Here is a 21,650-nt window from a genome sequence, read left to right as displayed (position 1 = left end):
CAGGCCGCCGCCACCGCCGCGTGCCCTCCTCTGGTACGGGCGTGCTCCGCGCTGCGTTCCAGGGCCGCGGCGGTCTCCTCGTCGGGCCCGGTCGCCGCGGCGGACAGGTGCCAGGCCCAGCGGTCCACGTCGCCAGGACGTCCGGCCAAGGTCTGCGCCAGGGCACGGTGGACCGCCAGCCGCCGCATCAGGGAAGCGACGTGGTAGGCGGCGGCACGTACGAGCGGATGCCGGAAGCGGATGCGGCCGTCGCCGAGGTGGATCAGGCCCGCGGCCTCGGCGGCGTCGATGTCCGCCAGGTCGGCGCCGAGTTTGCGTACCGCTCCCAGGACGACGTCGAGGTCGCCGGTGTCGTCCGCGGCGGCCACCAGCAGCACGGTCTGAACTCCTTTCGGCAGCCGCGTGATGTGGTCGCGGAAGGCCCGATGAACGCGGCCGGGCGCGGGACCGGATCCGATGCCGATGGCCCGGATGGGTGACTCGCCGGCGCATTGCGCCCGGGTGAGGAGCGTCGGCAGTTCCAGCAGGGCCAGCGGGTTGCCCTGCGCCTCTTCGAGCAAACGCGCACATGCCTGCGGGGCCAGGTCGCCGGCGTGCTTGGTCAGCAGTTCGGCGGCGCACTCGGTGTCGAGTCCCGACAGGTGCAAGTCCGGCACGCCGACTGCGGGAAATGCGTGCTCGTCCTCGCGGGCGGCGAAGATGATCACGACGCCTTCCGCCTCCAGGCGACGGGCGGCGAACAGCAACGCCTCCGCCGACGCGTGATCGAGCCACTGCGCGTCATCCACCAGGCACAGCAGCGGACGCTGCTCCGCGAGATCGGCCAGCAGGGTGAGCACCGCCAGCCCGGCCAGGAACCGATCCCCGCCCGACGCGCGCCCCATGCCGAGCGCGCCCCGCAGCGCTCCCGCCTGCCCGTCGGGCAGCCGGCCGATGCCGTCGAGCGCGCCATGCAGGAGAAGGTGCAAGCCGGCGAAGGGCAGCTCCATCTCCGGCTCGAAACCCGCTCCGCGCAGCACGCGGATCTCGTCATCGGCCGCCTCGGCGGCGTAGTCGAGCAGCGCCGACTTGCCGATCCCGGCCTCGCCGCGCACCACCAGCGCCCCGCTCCTGCCGGAGCGGGCGTCCATGAGCACCCGATCGATGGCCGCCTGCTCCTCGACCCGCCCTATGAGCATGACCGATCCCATCCGCTCGACGCTGCCCTGGAGAGTTCTCACGCTATAGATCCAAGTCTGGTCGCGAATCTGTCAAACGACCGGCCGGAAGCGAGACGGGTCGGCCGACGGATTCGCTGCGGCGTCCCCCGGAGACACTCGGCTCTCACCGATGCGACGGCGACCGACGGCACCAGCGCATGGGCTGCGGCACACCGTGGGCACGAACGAGGCAGGCAAGGCCGCCGACCTCGTGGTTTCGGGACCGCCGGGCCACAGCTCGACCAGGTCGGCGGAGATCGCGGCCCTCACCGCCCGCAGTGCGGGGTTGGCCGGGGCGTGGTCGAAGGCCACGTGTCCCGGCGACGCCCCGACGCGGGTGCTGACCTGCCACCTGCGCGACAAGCAGGCCCTGCCAGGCCGACCGGCTCCGCCGGTACGCGCGAGCGTCCGCCCCACCGGCGCCTTCTATGTGCCGACACCGGCCGGACCGCACCACTCGGTCAGGGTACGGGCCAGGTCGCCGGTGCTGGGCTTGTCACTCGCCCAGGCGAGGTAGCCGTCGGGCCGGACGAGCATGCTCCTCGCGCCGGCCCCGCCTGGGACGACGTGATCGGCTCGGTCGCTCCAGCCGGCCGGCGGGTTGAGCGGGGTGCTGAGCACGAACCTGCCGCCGCGCAGGGCCTCGTACAGCCTGCCGGGTGTTTCGCCCTCGATCGCGAAGTCGGGGACGCGCTTACCCGCTCCTGCGAAGGCGGCGCCCGGCGCCGGGTAGCCGATGGCGATGCCGGACAGCATGTTGCGGGCCACGGACCGCCGGATCGGCCCGACCCGCATGAGCGCCCCGCTGACCTGGTTGCGCACCGCGCGCAGGACCGGCGAGCGCAGGAGCGCCAGCCGGGTCAGCAGTCCACTGGTACGCAGCACGGTCCTGCCCACTGGATGCCGCTCACGCTCGTAGCTGTCCAGCAGGCCCGGCCGCGCCCAGCCGCGTACCGCCGCCACCAGCTTCCAGCTCAGGTTGGCGGCGTCCTGCAGGCCGGTGTTCATGCCCTGGCCGCCGGCGGGCGCGTGCACGTGCGCGGCGTCGCCGACGAGGAACACCCGGCCGGCCCGGTAGTGGACGGCCTGCCGCTCCTCGCTGTGGAAACGCGACATCCAGCGCGGGTCGTGCATGCCGAAGTCGGTGCCGTACGCCTTGCGGGTCAGCCACTTCAACTCCTCGAAGTCCACCGGCACCTCGTCGGACAGGTCGCCGTTCGTGTGGTTTCGGCCGATGACGCGATACCAGCCGTCCCCGAACGGGGCGATGAACACGAACCCCTGCCGCACGCCGTTGACCGACAGCAACTCGGTGGGCCTCTCGGCCAGCTTGACATCGGCGAGCATCATCGACTGCGCGACGGCGTGGCCGGGAAAGGAAATCCCGGCGGCCTCGCGCACGACGCTGTACCTGCCGTCGGCTCCCACCACATAGGAGGCTCGCAAGATCCGCGCGTCCCCGTCCAGGGTCCGCACCCGCACGTCCACCCCGCCGCCGTCCTGCTCCAGGCCCGCGACCTCATGCCCGGACAGCAGTTCGGCGCCGTTGTCCAGGGCTCGCTTCGCCAGGAGCCGCTCGATCTCGTACTGCGGCGTGATGAGCATGTATGGGTGGCGGCCCGGCAGTTCGGTCATCCCGATCTTGACGTGGTCCCAGATCAGCAGGCCCGGGACCGTGGTGCCGGTGGCCAGAGCCTGGTCGGCCAGACCGCGCATGTCGAGCATCTCCAGGGTTCGCGCGTGCACGGCGAAGGCCCGCGACAACGGCGACTGCTCCGTACGCCGCTCGACCAGCATCACGCGGATCCCGGCACCGGCCAGGTCGCCGGCGAGCAACAACCCAGTCGGCCCGGCACCGGCGACGATCACGTCCGCGTTCATGATGTCAGCACTCCGAAGGGGATGTTATCGATCGGAGCACCGCTCCAGTGGTGTAGACCTTCTTCTTTCCCTTGGTCTTCGGATTGACGGTGAAGCACACGTCGGTGGCCTGCTTGAAGTCGAGCTTGATATGGCGTTTCTGCTTGCAGTGATTGTTGAAGTAGACGGTGACGGAGACGATTCCCGGATCCCAGGAGAGGTTGAGCTTCTTGCCCTTGGGCGAGGCGCATTTGAACGACTTACGTTTCACGGCCTCGCCGCCGGCGGCCGCCGTGACGCCGGACGGTTGAGCGGTGGCCGTCGTCACATCGGCTGCCATGATGACGAGGGCGGCCGCCGCCGGAACCAGAATGAACTTTGCCACAGACACGTTCTCTCCTCACTTTTCTGGTCGCGAATTATGCTAATGGGGCGGCCGTGCAGCTATATCAGTAATTTGACCGGTCGGCTTACACCGGTTATCGGAGCAGTTCCATGACCTGCCCCATCGCGTCCATGCCGCCCTCCAGGACGGTGATGTAGCCGAACCCGAGCCGCTCGCGGTTCTTGCGCAGCTTGTCGGCGATCTGCTGGGTCGTGCCGACCAGCAGGCTCGGCGCTTCGGCCCGTTCCTCGATGCTGAGGTGGGGCGCGAAGGGGGCCGCCTTCTCCAGCGCCGGCCTGCTGTCGTTCGTGATGACGACGGTGGGAACGGTGCTGTTGAACTCCACCTCTCCGGCCCGGTCGCCCAGCGCGGCCCGGACGAAGTCCACCCGTTCGGCCATGGAATCGGCGGAGGCGAACGCCGGCAGGCCGCCGTCCTCGTGCCTGGAGGTGTCGGCCCCGCTGAAGCCGATGATGTCGGCTTCGCGCGCCGCGTACCGCAGCAGCCGGTCTCCTCGCCCGGCGATCATGAGGGGCGGTCCCGGTCGTTGGGCCGGGCGCGGCAGCACCTCGGGGTCGGCGAACAGTCTGCGTAGCTCTGACACCATGCGCCGGAGGCCGTCCACGCGCTCGCCACCGCTTCCGTACGGGAGCCCGGCCGCCTCGAATTCGTGCCTGGCGTGGCCGGCGCCCAGCCCCAACTCCAATCGCCCATCGATGAACAGGTCGGTGCTGGCGATATCGCGGGCAGCCAGGGCGGGCCGGTAGAAGTTGGCGTTGAGCATGTGCGTGCCGAGGCGTACCCGCTCGGTGGCCTCGGCGGCCAGCACGATGGCGGGGAACGGGGCGGGCATCCCCAGATGGTCGGCGACCGCGATGGTGTCGTAGCCCAGCGATTCGGCCTTCCTGCACTTCTCCGCCCATTCGCGGCGGGTCGAGGGGACGTGCAGGGCGACTCCGAAACGGAACATCACCGCACCTCCTTGGAGATCGTCGCCGGGCCGGTGGGCGGCCGCCCGGCCCGGCTCATCAGGGCTGCGTACATGGGTATGCCTTTCGCTAAAAGTCCCCATTTGCCGACTTACATATCCTCGGGTGAGGATATATCTTGTGCGGCGAGGAGGAAAGACGCAACGGACAGGTCGCCGGCTGGGGGCCACGACCACCAGGGACGACATCGTGGCGCCCGCGACCGTGCCCTTCAGCGGTGTCGGTTACGACGGGACGAGCGTGCGCCAGGTGGCCACGCCGAGGGAGCGACTGGTCCGCTTCGTACTCGGCCTGCTCGGCGACGTGGAGCAGCCGGGTCCGCTGCTGGGACTGATCCGTTCCGCCGCGACCGACGAGCACGCCGCCAGGCGGATCCGGGAGTTCCTGGCCCCCGACATGCTCGGCAGGCTCACGCGGGAGCTCGGCGTGGACCATCCCGAGCTGCGGGCGGCGCTCACGGCCGGCCAGTTGGTCGGGCTGGCGATCGCCCGCCACGCCGTCCAGGGGGACGCGCTGGCCTCCGCCACGCCGGACGAACTGGCCCGGTGGGTCGCGCCGGTGCTGCAGCGCTGTCTCACCGGCCGGGCTCCTCAACCTTTGAGGGGGGCCACATGTACGCGATCCACACCACGGCGGCGCCGGAATCGTTCGAGTCGCAAACTAGGAGGGAAATTCCATGGTCGATCTTCCGAGTGGTCCGCTGGCCGAGGTGGACCTCGAATTCCAGAAGATGGCGCTGGAGACGGGCGGGCTCACGTTCGGCCTGCCGGGGACCACTGTGCGGGAGAAACTGCTGCAGGTCACCGCACACGACGTCTGCCGCGGCCATCTCGGGCTGGGCTTCACGATGCACATCACGGCCCTGAACATGCACGGCGTCCCCTACGCCGACATGCTCGCCCTGGTCAGGTTCGTCGCCCCCTACGCCGGGTATCCGGCGGCGGCCGACGCTCTGGGCCGGGTCGCGCAGGTCGCCGCCGAACTGGGCCTGGACACCACCCCCGAGCCGAGCCGGGTGGCCGAAGGTTCACCCGGCGTCGCCTGGCCGGTGAGTGATCCGTGGATGGCCGAGTTCCTGGCCTCGCGTACCGGGCGGGCCTGGTCGGAGGAGCGGCTGAGCGCGCGCGAGCGCGCGTTCGTCGCGCTCACCGCACACATCGCCAGGAGTTCCTTCGGTGAGTCGTTCCACCGGCACGTCGCGCTGGCGCGGCGGGTCGCCGGCCCCGCCGACGTTCGCGACGCCGTACGGTTCACCGCCGAAATGAGCGTCACCGACGCGGCCGCCGCGCTGGAGGCGCTGGAGCAGGTACCGGCGGCGGCGTGACAGCCGATCAAATCAGCATTTCCAGCTTCAGACATGGCTGGTCACTTGACTGATTCGGCGAGAAGACATGTGCCTGTACGTTGATTTCACGTGGCGGCGGCAATTGTCGCCCGCACCGGTGCGCTTTGCGAAAGGCGCCCTTTTCAATGGCAGATACCAGCCAGATCGGAGTAACGTCAGATGCGAATGCTCGCCCGGTTATTCGTTGCCGTGGTGGCCTTCAGTGCGATGCTGCTGCCTGGAGGTGCGGCACGCGCCGCTGATCCGGTGGTCGAGACCTTCAACGTATGGCAGTGGAATGTCGCCGGCTGGACGATGAATCAGGGGTCCGCGACCAACGGCATGGTGGCGGCCGCGGCCGCGTCCATCGTGAACCAGAACGCGGATTTCGCGGCCCTCAACGAAATCTGTTGGGATCAATACAAAGCGCTACAGGCAAGGCTGGACCAGGCCGGTTGGCCCGAAGGCACCAGCTACTCCCGTTTCGCAACCATCCGGAACGCGGAACCCGACACGAGTGCGGCCTGCGATGGCGAGCGGTTCGGCATCGCTCTCTTCAGCCGGCGACAGCTGGGCATCGCCAGCCAGTACGCCCTGCCGGTCGATGACGAAGGCGGGGTTCACAAGCTCCTCTGTGCGCCGTTGGCCGCCCGGCCGCATCTGCGGTTCTGCAGCACGCACATCACCAGTTCCAACAAGGAGATCGGCGGGAGCAGGATAAATGTGCAGCAGTTGGCGGCGGTGCTGGGTCACCTCCAGGACTTTTACGCCGATGGGGACACCGTCCTCATCGGCGGCGACTTCAATGCCCGGCCGCATTACGGCCGGCTCGACAACTGGTACTCCCCCAGCCTCGACGTGCCGAACAACAGCGGCAACACCGGCGAGCACAGGGAGCTTGACGACATGGAACCGAGCTGCCCGGGCGTTGGCGAGACCACTGTCGGTTTGATCAACGCCAAGGGCGAGGCGATCGATCCCGAACCTCCATGCGGCCAGCGCCCCAAGATAGATCTGCTCTTCGTCCGGGAGAGCGCGATCGTCGGCCCGTACACCGGTGATTCGCTGGAGATCAGCACCGCTTGTGGCGGACCGTGCTCCGACCATCGCATAACAACCGGCACGGTCTCGGTCCGGATCCAGGTCTGACCGCGACGCTGAACATTGTCGCAAAGCAGTAAGTCAATGTCCGGTGCCAGGTGCACCGGTAGGCGTTGAGGAGGGGCAGCACCTGAGATGCGCGAGCTGGCACGCCCGATCACGGCCGGTTGTGCCTTCCTGGCGTCTCGGTGCTGCCCCTGATCGCCACGGTGGTCACCTTCGCGGTGACGGTGAGCATGGGCTGCGCTACCTTGACGCTGGTGACCGTACTCGCCGACGAGGGAATCGCCGCGGTACGCCGTCGATCGCGACCGCAACGCCCTCATCGCCTGCTGGAGCCCCCGGGCGGGGGACACTGCGGTCAACTCCCCGAAGCGTGCCGGCAGTGCTATACCCATCTGGTCAACGCCGCCGACAGCCACGAGCCCGACTCTGAACGCTGGCGCCGGCAAGGCCCGGGCACTTGGACCGGTAGGTCCGCCGGCGCGTCACCAGGGCACGGTGCCGGCGCAGCAACGTCGCGGGAGTGACGAAGACATCCCACGACGGGCGAGGAAGCAACCGCGACAAGGCCGCGAGCACGACCCGATCCCCCGGATGAAGATCGGGCCGGTTCACTTGACGGCGCAATACGGCAACCTGGTGGCGAAGCACCACGATCTCCGCGACCCAGCAGGACCAGGAGCTGAAAGACACGCCCGAGGATGAGGTAGAGGGCGGACCACAACACTGTCAGCAGGATGCCCGAGGCCTCATCATGCTCGAGCCACGAACCCCCACGTCAACCTCGGGCTGAGTTTCCGCACCCCCACACCGTAGCGGGGAGGCGGGTCTGCCGTTCGGGGTGTGGCTGCACACCGCGGCCCGCGCCGAGCATCGCGGCGCCGGCGGCGACGCAGAGGGCGCTGTCCTGGGTCGACTGTTGCGAGACGTTTGGATTTGTCCGTCAGGTAATGAATGACTCATGCATGCCGACAATGTGTTGAGCGCCTGGATCATGGAGTCCCATGACGACCTGCGGGCCGCCGCAGACCGGACGGGGGTCGGCTTCCGGGAGCTGAGCGCGCTCAGTCTGCTGGCCGGGCATGAGAACTGCTCCCTCGAATGGCTACGGCCACGAGTCGGGCTGACCCAGTCGGGAACCGTGCGGCTGATGGACCGGCTGGAGGTCCTCGGCCTGGCCGTACGCGGTCCCGCCACCGCCAGGACGTCTCGGCTGTCCATCACTCCCCGCGGGTTGGAGGTCCTGCGCGCCTGGTACCAGGAACGCGCCGCCGCCTTCGCACACGCCACCAGCGGCCTGCGCGAGGACCAGCGGGAGCAACTCGCCGCCCTGCTGGACACCGCCCTGCGCAACCGCCATCGCACTCGCCCGCAGGCCGACACCGCCTGCCGTACCTGCGACTGGCCCGCCTGCGGCACAAACTGCCCCGTGGACCACTCCGCAGGAGCGGGCGCAGAGGCGAGAGAGCAGTGAGCGCCGCCGGCGACCAGCTTCCTCTGGTGCTCGGCGCACTGCTGACCGCGTCCCTGCTGGGGTTCCTCGGTCTGGGCCCCAGCCTGGCGGGCGCCGCGGCCCTCCTTCTTGCCGCAGCCGCCTTCGCCCCCGTCCTTCCGATGCGGCAGGCGCGCGCGACCGTACCGGAGGCGGACCTGCAGAAGGCGGACCTACGGGAGGCGTCGCCGTGGCGGTCGAGCCGAATCCGCACCCTCGTCGCCCTGTCCGTGGTGTACTACGCGGCCTACGGGCCATTCGAGTCGGTATTGCCGGAATTTGTCCGTGACCGGCTGGACGGCAACCCCGTGACCTACAGCATGCTGTGGGTGTTGTTCGGGGCCGGCGCTCTGGCGGCCCTGCCGCTGGCACCACGGCTCGCGCGGCGGCGGCCCGGATTGGTCAACGGGCTCGGCGCCACCCTGTGGGGGGCGGTTACCCTGCCGCTCGCCCTGCTGCATGACATTCCAGCCGCCGCCGCACTGTTCGCTGTGTCCGGCCTGGTGTGGGGCCCGTATACGGCGGTTGAGGCGACCGCGCTCCAGCGCTGGGCTCATCCCAACTGGCACGGTCGGCTCTTCGGCACCCAGCGAGCCCTGTTGATGGCCGCTTCCCCGCTGGGCGCGGCCGCTGGCGCCATCCTGCTCGACCATTCGCCTCCGGCGGCGATCCTGGCCGGCAGCGCTGCCGCTTGCGCCGTCGCCGGCCTCGTGGCCCTTGCCCACCCGGCCATGCGCCGCGCATAGCGGCCGAGGCAGTTGGGCCAGCCGTCTTGGCGTTGAGGAACGGTGTAGCCAGGCGCGGCATCCGCTGGGGATGAGGCGGCGGACTGGTGGTCGGCATTGTCCATGGCGTGTCGTTGTCAGATGTCGTGTTCGATCACTGCGCGCGGTGGTGGGATGTGTTCGGCGGCGAGGCCTCTGCGATCGAGACCGGTGTGAGGGCATGAGGGGCCGTACGCGGTGAAGGCCGCTCCCGTTTCCGCGCTCATGATCGGGAAGAACTTCCTGGCCTCTGGGGATTGCCCCGAGGTGGCCCAGGCGTACGCCGGTCCGTCGCGCAGCGCGCGGAGGATCAGGCGGCGGCCGAGCCCGCGGCGCTGCCACTCCGGGTCGATGGAGATCTTGTTGATGCTGCCGCAGCGGCACGCGTCGCATACCTGCCAGACCAGGCGGGCGATGCCGTAGTCGTCGGGATCGTAGACGTAGATCTCGCGCAGCCCGGCTGGACGTGTGGGCGGGTGGTAGACGAAGCGCAACGGGGCGTGCGGCGTAGTGATACGGGCCCACCACCAGCGAAGACGGGACACCCGCTGGACTCGAATCGGGCTTCGGTCACGAGGCATGCGATCATCCTGCGGACGGTATGAGGTCGTGGTCAGTGTCGCCGGCGACCGGGGTCGTGCTCGGCGAGCGCGACGGCGACGGCTTCGGTGCTGGGCTGGACGTGGATGCCCAGGGTGCGCAGGTTCCGGTGGCCGGACAACGTCATGAGCATGGAGGAGGACCAGCCGTCCTCGCCCAGGTGGGTCAGCCGGGAGTGGCGCAGCTGGTGCAGGGTGTAGCCGGCCCCGGTCGGGTCGATGTGCTTGGTGGCCTGTTTGAACAGGTACTCGGCGCGTTCGTAGGACAGCCGGGCGCGGCCGGTGACCGGGCACAGATCGGCTCCGGCGGGTGTACGGGCCGGACCGGGCCGCCGGCCGGTCAGGAAGACCGGGCCGCGGGCACGGGCGGCGAGCAGGCGGGGCAGCAGCCGGGCGGTGCCGGACTGCCACAGGATCCAGTCGATGCTGCCGCCCTTGCGGCGTACGCGGCCGCGCTTGGCCTCCAGCACGAGGTCGCCGACGTCGAGGCCGAGGACCTCGGCAGAGCGGGCCGCGCTCTCGTACAGCAGCCGGAAGAGGGTCTTGTCCCGGAGCGGCAGGTCGCGGCGCTGCCACAGGGCCTCGATCAGGTGCCGGTCGATGGCCTTGGTGGTGTCGGCGTTCTCCCGGCGTCGTTCGATCAGCACGGCCAGATCGTTCATGCTCCACCGCGCGGCGGCCCAGGTGGTGAAGGAGCGCAGGGCGGAGCGGTGGCGGTTCCAGGTGCGGGCGGCCGTGTCCTGCCACGCCGCGGTGAAGACCGCTGCCGTCTGCTCGGCCGCCAGATCGCTCAGCAGGGCGTTGCTCATCCTCCTCCCGAGCATGCGTTCAGAAGGATGGGCCGGTGACAAGGAGGGGCCAGGTCAGGGCGGCCATCTCGGCCGGGGTGCGCGGGCAACCGCGCTCGAGCCAGTCGGTGGCCACGCCGAGGAGCGCGCCGGCGATGAACGCGGCGGGCACGTCGTGCGGGATGTCGGCCGAGGAGACGCTGTCCGGCGCGGCGCCGGCTTTCCGGCGTACGGCGACGTGGACGGTGGTGGTGATGCGGCTGCGGACGTGGCCGATGACGCGGGGGCTGCCCTGGTTGCCCAGCAGGCTGCGGAAGAGGCCGGCGTGCTCGCCGAGGATCTCGAAGAAGGCGACGAGGGAGCAGGCGGGGTCGGACTCGGCGGGGTCGAAGGTGGGGAGTGACTCGATGAGGTTGTCGATCGTCGAGGTGCAGGCCGCCTCGGCCAGTTCGTGCACGTTCCGGTAGTGGTCGTAGAAGGTTGTGCGGTTCACCCCGGCCTGTTCGGTCACGTCCGCGACGCTGATCTGCTCCAGATCCCGTTCCTCGGTGAGTCGGATCAGCGCGTTGTGCAGGGCCGCGTGAGTGCGGCGAACGCGGCGGTCGACGGCCGGGGTGCCGTGGTGCGTCGTGGCCATGGCCGCCACTCTACATTAGCCGACACAAGTTGTTTTACCGACAGGTGTCGGCTAACTTGTGCCCGGGGCTTTCCCCTTCGATTCACAGACAGAACCTGACATGAGGCTCGGTCCACAGAGAGAACCCACATGAAGATCACCATCGACGAACCCAAGTGCGTGGCCTCCGGGCAGTGCGTCCTGATCGCACCCGAGGTCTTCGACCAGCGCGACGAGGACGGCATGGTCGTCCTGCTCACCGAGACACCTGAGCCCGGCCTGCACCAGGCCGTCCGCGAGTCGGCCCTGGCCTGTCCGGCCGCCGCCATCCACCTGGCGGAGTCGTGAACCGGATCGCGCTGGTCGGTGCGTCGGCCGGAGGGCTGACCACAGCGGAAGCGCTGCGCAGGGGCGGCTTTCAAGGGGTGATCACGCTCGTGGGAGACGAGCGGCACCTGCCCTACGACCGGCCGCCGTTGTCGAAGCAGATCCTCATGGGGGCGTGGGAGCCGGACCGGCTCACCCTGCGCGGGCAGGCCGACATCGACGCCCTGGACCTGGACCTGCGGCTGGGAGTCCGCGCGGCCGGGCTGGACAGCGCAGCCCAGGCCCTGCTGCTGGCCGACGGCACCCAGCTGCCGTACGACTCGCTGGTCGTGGCGACCGGCGTGCGGGCCCGCCGGCTGCCCGGCACCGAAGGCGTGGCCGGGGTGCACACACTGCGCACCCTGGCCGATGCGCTGGCGCTGAAGGCGCGACTGCGCGCAGGCCGGCGGCTGGTGGTCGTCGGCGCCGGGTTCCTCGGTGCCGAAGTGGCCGCCGTCGCGCGGGGGCTCGGGGTGGAGGTGACGCTGCTGGAGGCCGATCCGGTTCCGCTGGCGCAGGCCGTCGGCGAGCCGGCCGGGCGGTTCCTGTCGCGGCTTCATCGTGACCAGGGCGTGCGGGTGCGCACGGGCATCAGGGTGGCCGGCGTGCTCCAGTCCGGTGGTGAGGTCGCCGGTGTCGCCCTGGCCGACGGGAGCGTACTGCCGGCCGACGACGTGCTGGTGGCCGTCGGGTCGGTGCCCAACACCGAATGGCTGGCCGACAGCGCTCTCACCGTCGGCGACGGGCTGGTGTGCGACCGCTACGGCGCGGCCGCGCCCGGCGTGTACGGCGTCGGGGACGTGGCGTGCTGGCACAACCCGCTGTTCGGCACGACGATGCGCGTCGAGCACCGCACCAACGCCGCTGAGCAGGCCCTCGCCGTCGCCCACAACCTGCTCACCCCGCAGGCCCAGCGGCCATGCGCGCCCGTGCCGTACTTCTGGTCCGACCAGTACGGCACCAGGGTCCAGGCCCACGGATACCTGCGCGGCCACGACGAAGCGCTCGTCCTGGACAGCGATGTGACGCAGCGCCGGCTCCTGGTGCTCTACCGCCGCGCGGACCGGCTCACCGGCGTGCTCGCCGTGGGCAAGCCGCCCAAGGTGCTGCGCGCCTGGCGGGCGCTGATCGCCTCCGGCGTCGCCTGGGACACGGCCGTCTCCGGCACGGCCGCCGCGTGACACCCCCTCCCCCGCTTTCCCCTCTTCTTCTCGTGCAAGGAGCGATCCATGACCACGGCGTCCGATGCGACCGACCCCATCGACCGCACCGACCGCACCGCTCTGCCGCCCTACCCCGGCGTGCGATCCGGGCGCTGTCCCTTCGACCCACCGGCCGCCTACGCGGACTGGCGCGACGGCGAGGGCCTGCGGCGGGCGCTGTGGCGCGGCCGGCCGATGTGGATCGCAACCCGGTTCGACGACATCCGGGCCGCTCTGAGCGACCCGCGGCTCAGCGCGGACGACCGCACGCCCGGCTTTCCCATCCCGAACGCCTCCGGCCCGGACGTGGCCCAGGCCTTCATCCGGATGGACGACCCGGAACACATCCGCCTGCGCCGGATGCTCACCGGCGAGTTCACCGTCAAGCAGATGGAGCGGCTGCGCTCGCCGATCCAGGAGCAGGTCGACCATTTCCTGGAGCAGATGATCAGCCAGGGACCGCCGGCGGATCTGGTGAGCGCTTACGCCTTCCCGATCCCGTCCATGGTGATCTCCCTGCTACTCGGCGTGCCATACGAGGACCACGCCTTCTTCCAGGAGCACAGCGCCACCATCGTCACGGCCGACATCACGCAAGAGCAACAGCAGGCCGCCGCCGCGGCGCTGGCCGGCTACCTGCACGAGCTGCTGGCACGCAAGGAACGCGAGCCCGCCGACGACCTGATCGGCCGGCAGCTCCAGCGGGTCACCGCGGGCGAGATCAGCCGCGAGACCGTGGTGTCCAACGGCATCACGCTGCTGGTCGCCGGGCACGAGACCACGGCCAACATGATCGCCCTCGGCACCCTGGCCCTGCTGGAGAACCCGGAGCAGCTCGACCGCCTCCGCGCCGCCGACGACCCGGCCGTGGTGGCGAACACGGTCGAGGAACTGCTGCGCTATCTGACCATCGTCCAGGACGGGGTGCTGCGCGTCGCCACCGAGAACATCACCATCGGCGGGCAGCTGGTCCAGGCCGGTGAATCCGTGCTCATGAGCCTGCCCGCCGGCAACCGCGACCCGGCCTTCTCCGCCGACCCCGACACCTTCGACCCCGACCGCAACACCCGCGGCCACCTCGCCTTCGGCTATGGCACCCACCAGTGCCTCGGCCAGCCCCTGGCCCGCGTGGAACTGCAGATCGCCCTGCCCGCCCTGCTGCGCCGGCTGCCCGGCCTGCGGCTGGCGGTGCCGCTGGAGCAGATCACCTTCCGCAACAACACCATCACCTTCGGCCCTCACCGGCTGCCGGTCGCCTGGTGACCAGCACGGCAGCCGGCAGGCAAGCGGCCTGAAGAGGCGAGGCCGGGGACGACGCCGGGTGCACCGCCGGCGAGCAGCCGGCCCCACGGCAACAGAGCGCAACAAACCCACCACCGTAGCGATCGCTACATGAAAAGTGAGGAGTGTCCCTCATGGGCAAGCTGAACGGCAAGACCGCGGTCATCACCGGAGGAAGCAGCGGGATCGGCCTGGCGACCGCCAAGACGTTCGTCGCCGAAGGCGCGTATGTGTACATCACAGGCCGCCGTGCGGAGGAGCTCGACAAGGCCCAGGCCGAGATCGGCCGCAACGTCACGAGCGTGCAGGGCGACATCTCCCGCCTGGAGGACCTCGACCGCCTGTGGCAGCAGGTCAAGGACGAAAGGGGCTCCGTCGACGTCATCGTCGCCAACGCCGCCCATGGCGAGCAGGCCACCCTGGCCCAAGCCACCCCCGAGCACTTCGACAGGGTCTTCGCCGTCACCGCCCGGGGCACGTTCTTCACCGTGCAGAAGGCGCTCGGGCTGCTCAATGACCACGGCTCGGTCATCCTGATCTCTTCGGGCGGGCACATGGACAGCACGCCCGACTACACCGCCTACTACGCCGCCAAGGCCGCCGTGCGCTCCTTCTCCCGCACCTGGGCGAGCGAGCTCAAAGACCGCGGTATCCGGGTCAACACGATCAGCCCCGGAGCCATCGACACCCCCGCGTTCGACGCAGCCGACGACCCCCAAGCCCTGCGCACTGCCCTGACCGCCACGGTCCCCATGGGCCGCATGGGCCGGCCCGAGGAGATCGCCGCCGCCGCGCTGTTCCTCGCCGCCGACGACAACCGCTTCACCACCGGAGCCGACCTCGTCGTCGACGGCGGCCAGACTCAGCTCTGACACCCGGCCGCAGCATCATGTGAGCCGCCTCCCAGGGACAGGACAGTGGACACCTCGCCGCTGGCGATCGAGCCGATGCAGACGACGGTCCAGAGCTCGCGGAGCAATCACGTGGCCATGTACGCAGAGCGGCAACGCTTGTATGCGAGTTTCGACACCGTCTGACCGCTGCACCGGCCGCGAGCGTTGGTGAGCTTGACGCAACACACCACAGGGCTACCGGCACAGGCGCGCCTGCGGCGCGCCACCCATGCGATCCATCGCCGAGCTCGCCCGCCTGCTGGGCCCCGCTCCGCGCTGGATGTGGAATCGTTCTTCACCGCCACCGAGTCAAGAACAGCGGCTGCGGGCGACGCGCACGTGGGTTCATCGTCGTCTCGGTCAGGCGGCGCACTCCAGGCAGATCTGCTGACCGTTCTTCCCGGCGGCGCGCTGGCTACGGTGGCGCACCAGGAAGCAGCGCGAGCAGGTGAACTCGTCGGCCTGAGGCGGGATCACCCGCACAGACAGCTCTTCGTCCGACAGATCCGCGCCAGGCAGTTCGATCGACTCGGCCAGTTCGGTCTCATCGACATCGATGCTGCCGGAGGAGGCGTTGGCGCGGTGGGTCTGGAGTTCTTGGAGGCTGTCCTCCCCGGAGTCGTCGTCCGTCTTGCGTGGGCTGTCGTAGTCGGTCGCCATGGTGCTCATCTGCCTCATCTCAAGGTCTTCGCGGGGCCGCCGCTCTTGTGCCCGATCCGCCGGGAGATTCCCATCCACGTCCCGCACGAATCCACAACGAACCTTCCGGTTCCGGACGGTTGGGAAGCTCGTGGCGGAGGAACTCCGCTGCGGGAAAACCACCGCGACGCCATGGCGTCGATCGTGACCCGTCGGACGGTGCCGGGTGCTGACAAGCTGCTAGGGGCGCGGTGCGGCCGGTGGCGGCCAGGTGCGTCAGCGCCGAGTGACGCACCTGGTGCAGCGTTCAGCCGTCGCCGTGCGGGTCGAGCTCGGCGGAGGCGGTCTTGAACAGATGCTCGGCGCGGGTAGGACAGGCGGCCGCGGCCGGTGATGGGGCAGATGTCAGTGGCCGCGGGCGCGCGGCCCCCGGAGGCAGGAGCGCGCCGGTGGGCCAGGAACACCGGCCCGCGTGTGCGGCCTTGGGGAAGGCGGGGCAGCAGGCGGGCGGTGGCGGTGGCCCCGTGCACGTACACGATGGTGCCGCCCTTGCCGGGACCCGGGCGCGGCGGAACTTGGGGTCGAGGTCTCCTCCGGATCCTGCCTTCAGCCCTGGCCGGAGCACCACCATTCGACAATTCGCCCGCAAGGACGACACCGCGCTGAACCTCTATCTCGGCGGCCGCCTGTGCGCCCGTATCAGGGAGTTGACCTGTTACTTCGCTGTGTGCCGGATCCGCCGCGAGGCCCTCAAGCCGGGCTCCTTCCTCTGGATGACGGGCGCCCCACGTTCCCGGACAGCCAACCTCCGCTGCGCCCGCGACCACCTCTCTATGACGTGCGCACGCCTGCGGCGCCAACCCCGCTCGTCGTGCGTGGTGTCGGTCGCCGGGTTCCGCGATCGCGGTGGGGCAGGGCGCGCGCCAAGTCGTATCCAAGTTGTCCCCATGTTCTGGGAGAGCAGCTTCAGGTGCTTTCCAAGTCCGTTTCCTTACTGTCAAGCAGGCACTGAGGACACCGCTTCCGCAAGAGACCGGACCTTGGAACGGTTTCTCAACAGGGCCGGACATGTCGTAAGGACACTCGTGAGGAAAGGACGTTCAGATGAACTTCAATACGGCAGCGCGTGCCGGCGCGGTCGCAGCGGTGATGACCGCGGCATTGTTCTGCGTACCGACCGCGGCCGTGGCCGACGAGCCGTCGACCACGGTCGAGTCGATCACGGTCGAGCTGACGGCCACTGGCTCCGTGCCCTACTACGAATCCTGTACCGACACGGACATCTATGGAGTGGCGGCCGGTGAGGGCAGCATTTACCGGAACGCCGGCAACTACCAGGTGTGCACATACGTCAGCAGCGGTGTGTCGCTCAACCCGTGGGCGAAGGGACTTGGCACCGCGTACAACGCCACCGCGGCAACGCACATCCGTTCGCAGTCCTATGGGGAGGGGACTCCCCGAGTCCTGAAGTCGAAATGCACGTACTGGATGCCCGCCGGTCCGAACCGTTCGGCGCTGATCTCCATGATCGTGCAGACGTACCAGGTCAAGCTGGTCTACAAGTACGCCGACGGACACATCGAGGTCGCCGACACCACTCAGGGGACGTATTCCGGCAACAAGAGCGTCTCATGGAACCCCGGCTGCTGGACGAGATGACGCCGGAGTCAGCAGGTGGAACCCTCGATGCAAGGTCGGCGAACGGGGCCGGCGCAGTGAGGTCATGTCTGTCAGAAGGGGACGGTTGATGGCTACAGCCGCATCAGAGGGTGGCCTCGCCCCGCTGACGGGCTTCAGCGACGCGCAACGCCGGGCGGCGATCGAGCGCCGGCGGCTGCTTCGGCCCCACCTCGAAGAAGGTGTCCCCCTTTCCCAGCTCGCCGCCTCCTGTGGCGGTGGCCGTGGTGGTGATGCCGGACACGGAGCAGTACGGGTCCGGGTGGAGGCTTCGATGGGGAGCCAGTCGGCCAGGCCAACCGGGCACTGTTGCGTTCGCGGGACATCGACCAGATCGCCAAGAGCGGCGCGCGCAGGAGAAGGCCCTGGGCGAGCGGTTGCCGGCAACCAAGCGGGTGCCGGTCTGCCCCGCACTGCAGCCTCGTCCTACGGCTTCACAGCCGACCACGGAGCACGGGAGAAGGCTCATCCCGGCCGTGGTCCTGGTTACTGCGCGTCCCGGGGCACGTCCTCGGGGTTGTCCCAGCCGGAGACGAACCACTGGGTTTCGCCGGTGGCGAGGTCGTACGACCGGCGTTTGATCGTGCCGATGTTGCCACCGTAGACGTGGATCCCGACAGTGGGTTCGCTGCCGACGGCAGCGACGGCATGGACATCGTCGTCGGTGGTGCAGCAGACGGTCACCTGCCCCGGCGCCCACCGCGTTTCGCCGGCCGGCGTCAGCGGCGTGCCCGCGGTGGACGCCGTCGGCTTGAGGTAGCGGAACTCGTGTTCGACTCCCGCGTAGATGCCGGCGACCCCCCACGTCTCGTGCGAATGTACGCCGGTCTGCTGGCCCACGTCCCAGACCACCGACGCCATCGACCAGCTGTCGTCGGGAGCGATGTAGAGCGGATACGTCACGTGACGCGCGGACGATGCTCGCGTGGCCTCTACCGGCAGCCGGTAACCGCCGGCCAGGAGAGCCGACAGCAGCTCGGCGACCCGCGCCGTGATCTCGTGCTCGTCGTCGGTGCTGCTCACCACGAGTCCTACGTCGTCGATGAACGTCCGCAGGCGATCAGGCTTCACAGCGCTCTCCTGTCCGCAGTGGCTTCAGCGCGGCGCTCCAGGCGAGGACCTGGTCCAGCAGGGTGGTGAGAGTGTCCTCGTGGCGTCCGGCCGGGCGGAAGACCGTGAAGTCCTCGAAATCGGTGAACAGCGACAGTTCCACCTGCGCGCTGACGTGGGCGACCTGAAGGCAGCTCATCACCAGCCGCAGGTGCTCGATGGCACGGGCGCCGCCGGCGCTTCCGTAGCCGACGAACCCGACCGCCTTGTTGGTCCACTCCGCGTACAGAAAGTCGATCGCGTTCTTCAGCGGGCCGGGTGCCGAGTGGTTGTACTCGGGTGTCACGAACACGTAGGCGTCGAACGAGGCGATCTTGGCTGCCCACGTGTGGGTGTGCGGCCGGGTGTACCGGCCCGTGATCGCCGGCATCGGCTCGTCCAGGGGTGGAAGCGGGAAGTCGGCCAGGTCCACCACCTCGAACCTGGCGTCGCCGCGCTTGACCGCAAGATCATGGACCCAGCCGGCAACCGCCTCACCGTTGCGTCCGGGGCGGGTGCTGCCCATGATGATCGCTACGTCGATCATGATGAAGCACCCGGCAAGACCCGGTACTTGAGGTGGGTGACGCCGGGCGCCTCGACGGCCCGGATCTGCTCAAGCCGTACGTTCGCGCCCCCGAGGTTGTCGAGGAGGCGAGAACCGCCACCGAGCAACACCGGAACGACGTGCAGTTCGAGCTCGTCCAGCAGTCCCGCCGCCAGGTACTGCTGAACGACCTGGCCGCCGCCCCACAGCATGACGTCCTTGCCGCCGGCGGCCTTCTTCGCCTGATCGAGCGCGGACTCGATTCCGTCGGTGACGAAGTGGTACGTGGTCCCTCCCTCCATCTCCACCGGCTCACGCGAGTGATGGGTGAGGACGAACACGGGGTAGTGGAAGGCCGGGTTCTCACCCCACCAGCCCTTCCACTGCCCGTCGCCCCAGGCGCCACCGCCGATGGGGCCGAACATGTTCCTGCCCATCACGCCGGCGCCAAGGTTGGCGATCGCCTCCTCGAAGACCGGTGTGCTCTCGTTCACCTCGCCGCCCTGACCGCCGTGGGCTCGGCGGAAGGCGGCCAGCGGAACCACCCAGTCGTGGAGCCGGTCGCCACCCTCGCCGAGCGGGTTCTCCTCGCTCTGGTTCGGGCCGGCGACGAAACCGTCCAGTGAGATCGAGATGTGACACCTGAGCTTGCTCATCGTTCCTCCGGTATCGGCTCGGCGCCGCTGTCCGGCGCCTCACCAGAGAGCATGGCCGGATCGGCAGATGACGTCTAATGCCAATACTTCGAACTTCATATGGATATTCTGAATATGTGCTGAACCTGGTCCATCTCAAGGTGCTGGCCGCCGTGGCGCGACACGGGTCCGTGACCGAAGCGGCGAGAGAGCTGCACTACTCGCAGCCGTCGGTGAGTCATTACCTGTCCCGCCTCGAAGCGGCCACGGGTGTCAAGCTCGTCCAGCGGGTGGGTCGTGGGATCCGACTGACCCCGGAGGGACAACTGCTGGCCAGCCGCGCCACCGAGATCGTGGGACGGGTCGACGCGGCGACCAACGAGCTCGCGGCGCAGGTCGGTTTGCGGACGGGACGGGTTCGGCTGGCCGCCAACGCGTCGCCGCTGAGCACGATCGTGCCGAAGGCGGCCGCCTCCTTGGACCAGGCGCATCCGGGGCTTGAGCTGATCCTGATCGACCGCCATCCGGTCGAAGCGCTCCAGATGTTGCGGCAGGGCGAGATCGACGTCGCCCTCATCTTCCGGTACGCCGGCGCTCCGGCCGAGGAGGAGGACGAGGGATTCCGCCTGGTCCACATCGGCGACGACCCGGTCTACCTCGTGAGCCGGCGACCCGACGACGACATCGCGAACCATCGCCACTCCGCATGGATCGGCGGCTGCGAACGGTGCCAGAACGAGCTGATCAACCTGTGCCGGCGAAAAGGCTTCACTCCACGCATCGCATCACTCAGCGACGACATGGTCGTCGTGCAAGCGCTTGTCGCCGTCGGCAAAGGCGTCACCACCCTGCCCGGACTCGCGCTACAAGCCCACCGCCGGCCCGACGTCCACGCCACCGAGATCACCGGCTTCACGCGCCGGCTCTACGCCGTCACCTACGGCGATCCACCCGACCCACCCGCGACCCTCGCGCTGATCCAGGCCCTCCAGGACGCCGCCCGGTAGAGAGCCGGTCCGGCGAGCGGGCTGCTACGAGATGACCTGCCAGGGGCGCATGATCTCGTTGTCCTCGTGTTCCAGCATGTGGCAGTGCCGGATGTAGGTGGCGGGGAACGCGGTGCCCGTGCCGGGGATGCCGTCGATGGGCGGTGGTACGTCGAAGCGCAGGACGATCCGGGTGACCATGCCGGGAGGGGTGACGATGGTGTCCTTCCAGCCTTCCTCCTCCGCCGCCGGGAGTGTCACCGGGCCGTTGAGGTAGCGGGTGAGCACGGGTTTGGTCGCGGGCACGCGTCCCCGGGCGATCCATGCCTTGCAGGCCTTCAGGTAAGCGGGGCCGCGTCCATGGCGATGACCTGCGGCGACGCGCTCCACGGAAGCAGACAAAATCTAGGCACTGTCGTGTTACCGGTCAGTGGGAGGCGGGAGTCCGGCTGGCGCGCTGGGTCGACACCGAATAACAGAGCACGTGCTCCATAAAGCGTGTATCGTTGACGACGTCCCGCTGAGGCGGGAGCCAGGAGTTCCTGGTGCGCGCACACCCCTGTCGGACCTGCTCCTGCCCGTGATGATCACGGCGTTCCACATCGCCGTCCCATGTCGGGGACGGCGCACAAGCGGAAGGATGTGTAGTTGACCAGCAAACTGGCGGCCGTTTCGGGGATCGTGATCGCAGGCGGCCTGCTCACCGGCCTCGGTGACCCAGCCAGCGCGACCGGTCCCTGCGGCGGCGGCTACAACAGAGTCGGCGTGTACGCCATCCCGGAGAGCGGCACCAGGGTCGGCACCCTGGAGGTCTACTACAACTCCAGTTCGGGCAAGAACTGCGCCCTCACCTACGGCTACGGCTCTACGGCGGGAACCGCCACCGACAAGCAAGTGGGCATCAGGCCTCGGCTCCCGGCAAGTGCATCGATGTAGAAGGAAGTGTCAAGAACGCAAAACGCTGGGTGGGCGGTGTGCACTGCGGCTGACGATGCCCCTGGGGCGGGACTGCTGATGATCACAAGCGGTCCCACTCATACGTCTTTCGGTCCTGGGGAACCGCCGCGGGCACAGCCGCAGATTGTGTGTTCGCCGACGAGGTCGCCGACCTGGTCAACAGCGCCGCCGTGGCCCAGCCGGGCAGCCGGGCGGCCGGGTTCCAGCTCGGCTTCGACAAGGAGCAGCAGCGGTGGACCCTCGGCATGAGGGCCGCCG

Annotated in this window: 24 protein-coding genes and 1 pseudogene; 12 read left to right on the top strand and 13 right to left on the bottom strand. The window is 69.2% G+C overall.

Translation table 11 applies throughout. The features are described from left to right. The 4 genes from ACWEPL_RS59745 to ACWEPL_RS59730 all read right to left on the bottom strand — a co-directional run. Positions 1 to 1,220: AAA family ATPase (locus ACWEPL_RS59745; protein ID WP_452441971.1), on the bottom strand; the 1,220-nt coding region annotated here is incomplete at its 3' end. 405 nt (positions 1,221 to 1,625) lie between these two features. Further along, positions 1,626 to 3,080, bottom strand: a complete 1,455-nt coding sequence (locus ACWEPL_RS59740; RefSeq protein WP_452441970.1) for an FAD-dependent monooxygenase — start codon at positions 3,078 to 3,080, stop codon at positions 1,626 to 1,628. A gap of 4 nt (positions 3,081 to 3,084) precedes the next feature. Next, positions 3,085 to 3,450, bottom strand: coding sequence for a hypothetical protein (locus ACWEPL_RS59735; RefSeq protein WP_363984546.1), 366 nt, complete (start codon positions 3,448 to 3,450; stop codon positions 3,085 to 3,087). Between the two features lie 88 nt (positions 3,451 to 3,538). Then, positions 3,539 to 4,414, bottom strand: a complete 876-nt coding sequence (locus ACWEPL_RS59730; protein WP_363984548.1) for a TIGR03621 family F420-dependent LLM class oxidoreductase — start codon at positions 4,412 to 4,414, stop codon at positions 3,539 to 3,541. Positions 4,415 to 4,538: 124 nt separating this feature from the next. Here ACWEPL_RS59730 and ACWEPL_RS59725 point away from each other — a divergent pair. From ACWEPL_RS59725 to ACWEPL_RS59705, 5 genes and pseudogenes are all read left to right on the top strand, one after another. Next, positions 4,539 to 4,949, top strand: a pseudogene (locus ACWEPL_RS59725) (TetR/AcrR family transcriptional regulator); the annotation flags it as partial. A 160-nt stretch (positions 4,950 to 5,109) separates the two neighbouring features. Then, complete coding sequence (locus tag ACWEPL_RS59720) at positions 5,110 to 5,757, top strand: hypothetical protein (protein ID WP_363984661.1); 648 nt, start codon at positions 5,110 to 5,112, stop codon at positions 5,755 to 5,757. A gap of 180 nt (positions 5,758 to 5,937) precedes the next feature. Then, positions 5,938 to 6,906 (top strand): endonuclease/exonuclease/phosphatase family protein, encoded by a 969-nt coding sequence (locus ACWEPL_RS59715; RefSeq protein WP_452441969.1) that lies wholly within the window; start codon positions 5,938 to 5,940, stop codon positions 6,904 to 6,906. Positions 6,907 to 7,822: 916 nt separating this feature from the next. After that, positions 7,823 to 8,335 carry a MarR family winged helix-turn-helix transcriptional regulator gene (locus ACWEPL_RS59710; protein ID WP_363984552.1) on the top strand — a complete coding sequence of 171 codons (513 nt, stop codon included), beginning with the start codon at positions 7,823 to 7,825 and terminating at the stop codon, positions 8,333 to 8,335. Beyond that, complete coding sequence (locus ACWEPL_RS59705) at positions 8,332 to 9,099, top strand: MFS transporter (protein WP_452441968.1); 768 nt, start codon at positions 8,332 to 8,334, stop codon at positions 9,097 to 9,099. The genes ACWEPL_RS59710 and ACWEPL_RS59705 overlap by 4 nt, the downstream gene beginning before the upstream one ends. 116 nt (positions 9,100 to 9,215) lie before the next feature. Here ACWEPL_RS59705 and ACWEPL_RS59700 read toward each other — a convergent pair whose 3' ends face one another. The 3 genes from ACWEPL_RS59700 to ACWEPL_RS59690 all read right to left on the bottom strand — a co-directional run bounded on the left by ACWEPL_RS59700 (position 9,216) and on the right by ACWEPL_RS59690 (position 11,141). Beyond that, positions 9,216 to 9,662, bottom strand: a complete 447-nt coding sequence (locus ACWEPL_RS59700; protein WP_452441967.1) for a GNAT family N-acetyltransferase — start codon at positions 9,660 to 9,662, stop codon at positions 9,216 to 9,218. A 68-nt stretch (positions 9,663 to 9,730) separates the two neighbouring features. Beyond that, positions 9,731 to 10,525 carry a tyrosine-type recombinase/integrase gene (locus ACWEPL_RS59695; RefSeq protein WP_452441966.1) on the bottom strand — a complete coding sequence of 265 codons (795 nt, stop codon included), beginning with the start codon at positions 10,523 to 10,525 and terminating at the stop codon, positions 9,731 to 9,733. A gap of 19 nt (positions 10,526 to 10,544) precedes the next feature. Then, positions 10,545 to 11,141, bottom strand: coding sequence for a TetR/AcrR family transcriptional regulator (locus ACWEPL_RS59690; protein WP_452441965.1), 597 nt, complete (start codon positions 11,139 to 11,141; stop codon positions 10,545 to 10,547). A 129-nt stretch (positions 11,142 to 11,270) separates the two neighbouring features. Here ACWEPL_RS59690 and ACWEPL_RS59685 point away from each other — a divergent pair, with 129 nt between their 5' ends. The 4 genes from ACWEPL_RS59685 (at position 11,271) to ACWEPL_RS59670 (ending at position 14,841) form a co-directional block, all read left to right on the top strand. After that, complete coding sequence (locus ACWEPL_RS59685) at positions 11,271 to 11,468, top strand: ferredoxin (RefSeq protein WP_452441964.1); 198 nt, start codon at positions 11,271 to 11,273, stop codon at positions 11,466 to 11,468. Beyond that, a complete protein-coding gene (locus ACWEPL_RS59680) occupies positions 11,465 to 12,667 on the top strand; it encodes an NAD(P)/FAD-dependent oxidoreductase (RefSeq protein WP_452441963.1) in 1,203 nt (400 codons plus the stop codon). Before ACWEPL_RS59685 ends, ACWEPL_RS59680 begins: the two co-directional genes overlap by 4 nt. A gap of 48 nt (positions 12,668 to 12,715) precedes the next feature. Continuing rightward, positions 12,716 to 13,951 (top strand): cytochrome P450, encoded by a 1,236-nt coding sequence (locus ACWEPL_RS59675; RefSeq protein ID WP_452441962.1) that lies wholly within the window; start codon positions 12,716 to 12,718, stop codon positions 13,949 to 13,951. A 152-nt stretch (positions 13,952 to 14,103) separates the two neighbouring features. After that, a complete protein-coding gene (locus ACWEPL_RS59670; protein ID WP_363984569.1) occupies positions 14,104 to 14,841 on the top strand; it encodes an SDR family NAD(P)-dependent oxidoreductase in 738 nt (245 codons plus the stop codon). Between the two features lie 381 nt (positions 14,842 to 15,222). On the opposite strand, the gene ACWEPL_RS59665 is transcribed toward ACWEPL_RS59670, so the two are convergent. After that, positions 15,223 to 15,522, bottom strand: coding sequence for a DUF4193 domain-containing protein (locus ACWEPL_RS59665; protein ID WP_363984571.1), 300 nt, complete (start codon positions 15,520 to 15,522; stop codon positions 15,223 to 15,225). Between the two features lie 1,083 nt (positions 15,523 to 16,605). Between ACWEPL_RS59665 and ACWEPL_RS59660 the strand changes: the two genes are divergently transcribed. Then, on the top strand, positions 16,606 to 17,160 hold the full coding sequence (locus ACWEPL_RS59660; RefSeq protein ID WP_452441961.1) for a hypothetical protein: 555 nt from the start codon (positions 16,606 to 16,608) through the stop codon (positions 17,158 to 17,160). Between the two features lie 103 nt (positions 17,161 to 17,263). On the opposite strand, the gene ACWEPL_RS59655 is transcribed toward ACWEPL_RS59660, so the two are convergent. The 4 genes from ACWEPL_RS59655 to ACWEPL_RS59640 form a co-directional block, all read right to left on the bottom strand. After that, the gene (locus ACWEPL_RS59655; RefSeq protein ID WP_452441960.1) at positions 17,264 to 17,422 is read right to left on the bottom strand and encodes a hypothetical protein; all 159 of its coding nucleotides are present in this window, start codon (positions 17,420 to 17,422) and stop codon (positions 17,264 to 17,266) included. 242 nt (positions 17,423 to 17,664) lie between these two features. Beyond that, on the bottom strand, positions 17,665 to 18,249 hold the full coding sequence (locus tag ACWEPL_RS59650; protein ID WP_452441959.1) for a hypothetical protein: 585 nt from the start codon (positions 18,247 to 18,249) through the stop codon (positions 17,665 to 17,667). Further along, entirely contained in the window at positions 18,239 to 18,814 is a 576-nt protein-coding gene (locus tag ACWEPL_RS59645) for an NADPH-dependent FMN reductase (protein ID WP_363984577.1), read from the bottom strand. Before ACWEPL_RS59645 ends, ACWEPL_RS59650 begins: the two co-directional genes overlap by 11 nt. Continuing rightward, entirely contained in the window at positions 18,811 to 19,470 is a 660-nt protein-coding gene (locus tag ACWEPL_RS59640; protein ID WP_185068905.1) for a dihydrofolate reductase family protein, read from the bottom strand. Before ACWEPL_RS59640 ends, ACWEPL_RS59645 begins: the two co-directional genes overlap by 4 nt. Before the next feature lie 140 nt (positions 19,471 to 19,610). Between ACWEPL_RS59640 and ACWEPL_RS59635 the strand changes: the two genes are divergently transcribed. After that, positions 19,611 to 20,456 (top strand): LysR family transcriptional regulator, encoded by an 846-nt coding sequence (locus ACWEPL_RS59635; protein ID WP_452441958.1) that lies wholly within the window; start codon positions 19,611 to 19,613, stop codon positions 20,454 to 20,456. Between the two features lie 24 nt (positions 20,457 to 20,480). Here the strand turns inward: ACWEPL_RS59635 and ACWEPL_RS59630 are convergent, their stop codons facing one another. Continuing rightward, entirely contained in the window at positions 20,481 to 20,741 is a 261-nt protein-coding gene (locus tag ACWEPL_RS59630; protein ID WP_452441957.1) for a multicopper oxidase domain-containing protein, read from the bottom strand. Positions 20,742 to 21,083: 342 nt separating this feature from the next. Here ACWEPL_RS59630 and ACWEPL_RS59625 point away from each other — a divergent pair, with 342 nt between their 5' ends. Beyond that, on the top strand, positions 21,084 to 21,371 hold the full coding sequence (locus ACWEPL_RS59625) for a hypothetical protein (protein ID WP_452441956.1): 288 nt from the start codon (positions 21,084 to 21,086) through the stop codon (positions 21,369 to 21,371). Positions 21,372 to 21,650: the final 279 nt, after the last annotated feature.

It is taken from the genome of Nonomuraea sp. NPDC004186 (genome assembly GCF_053603495.1).
Note: the sequence above shows the minus strand (reverse complement) of the source record. Positions and strands in the feature narration are given on the sequence as shown.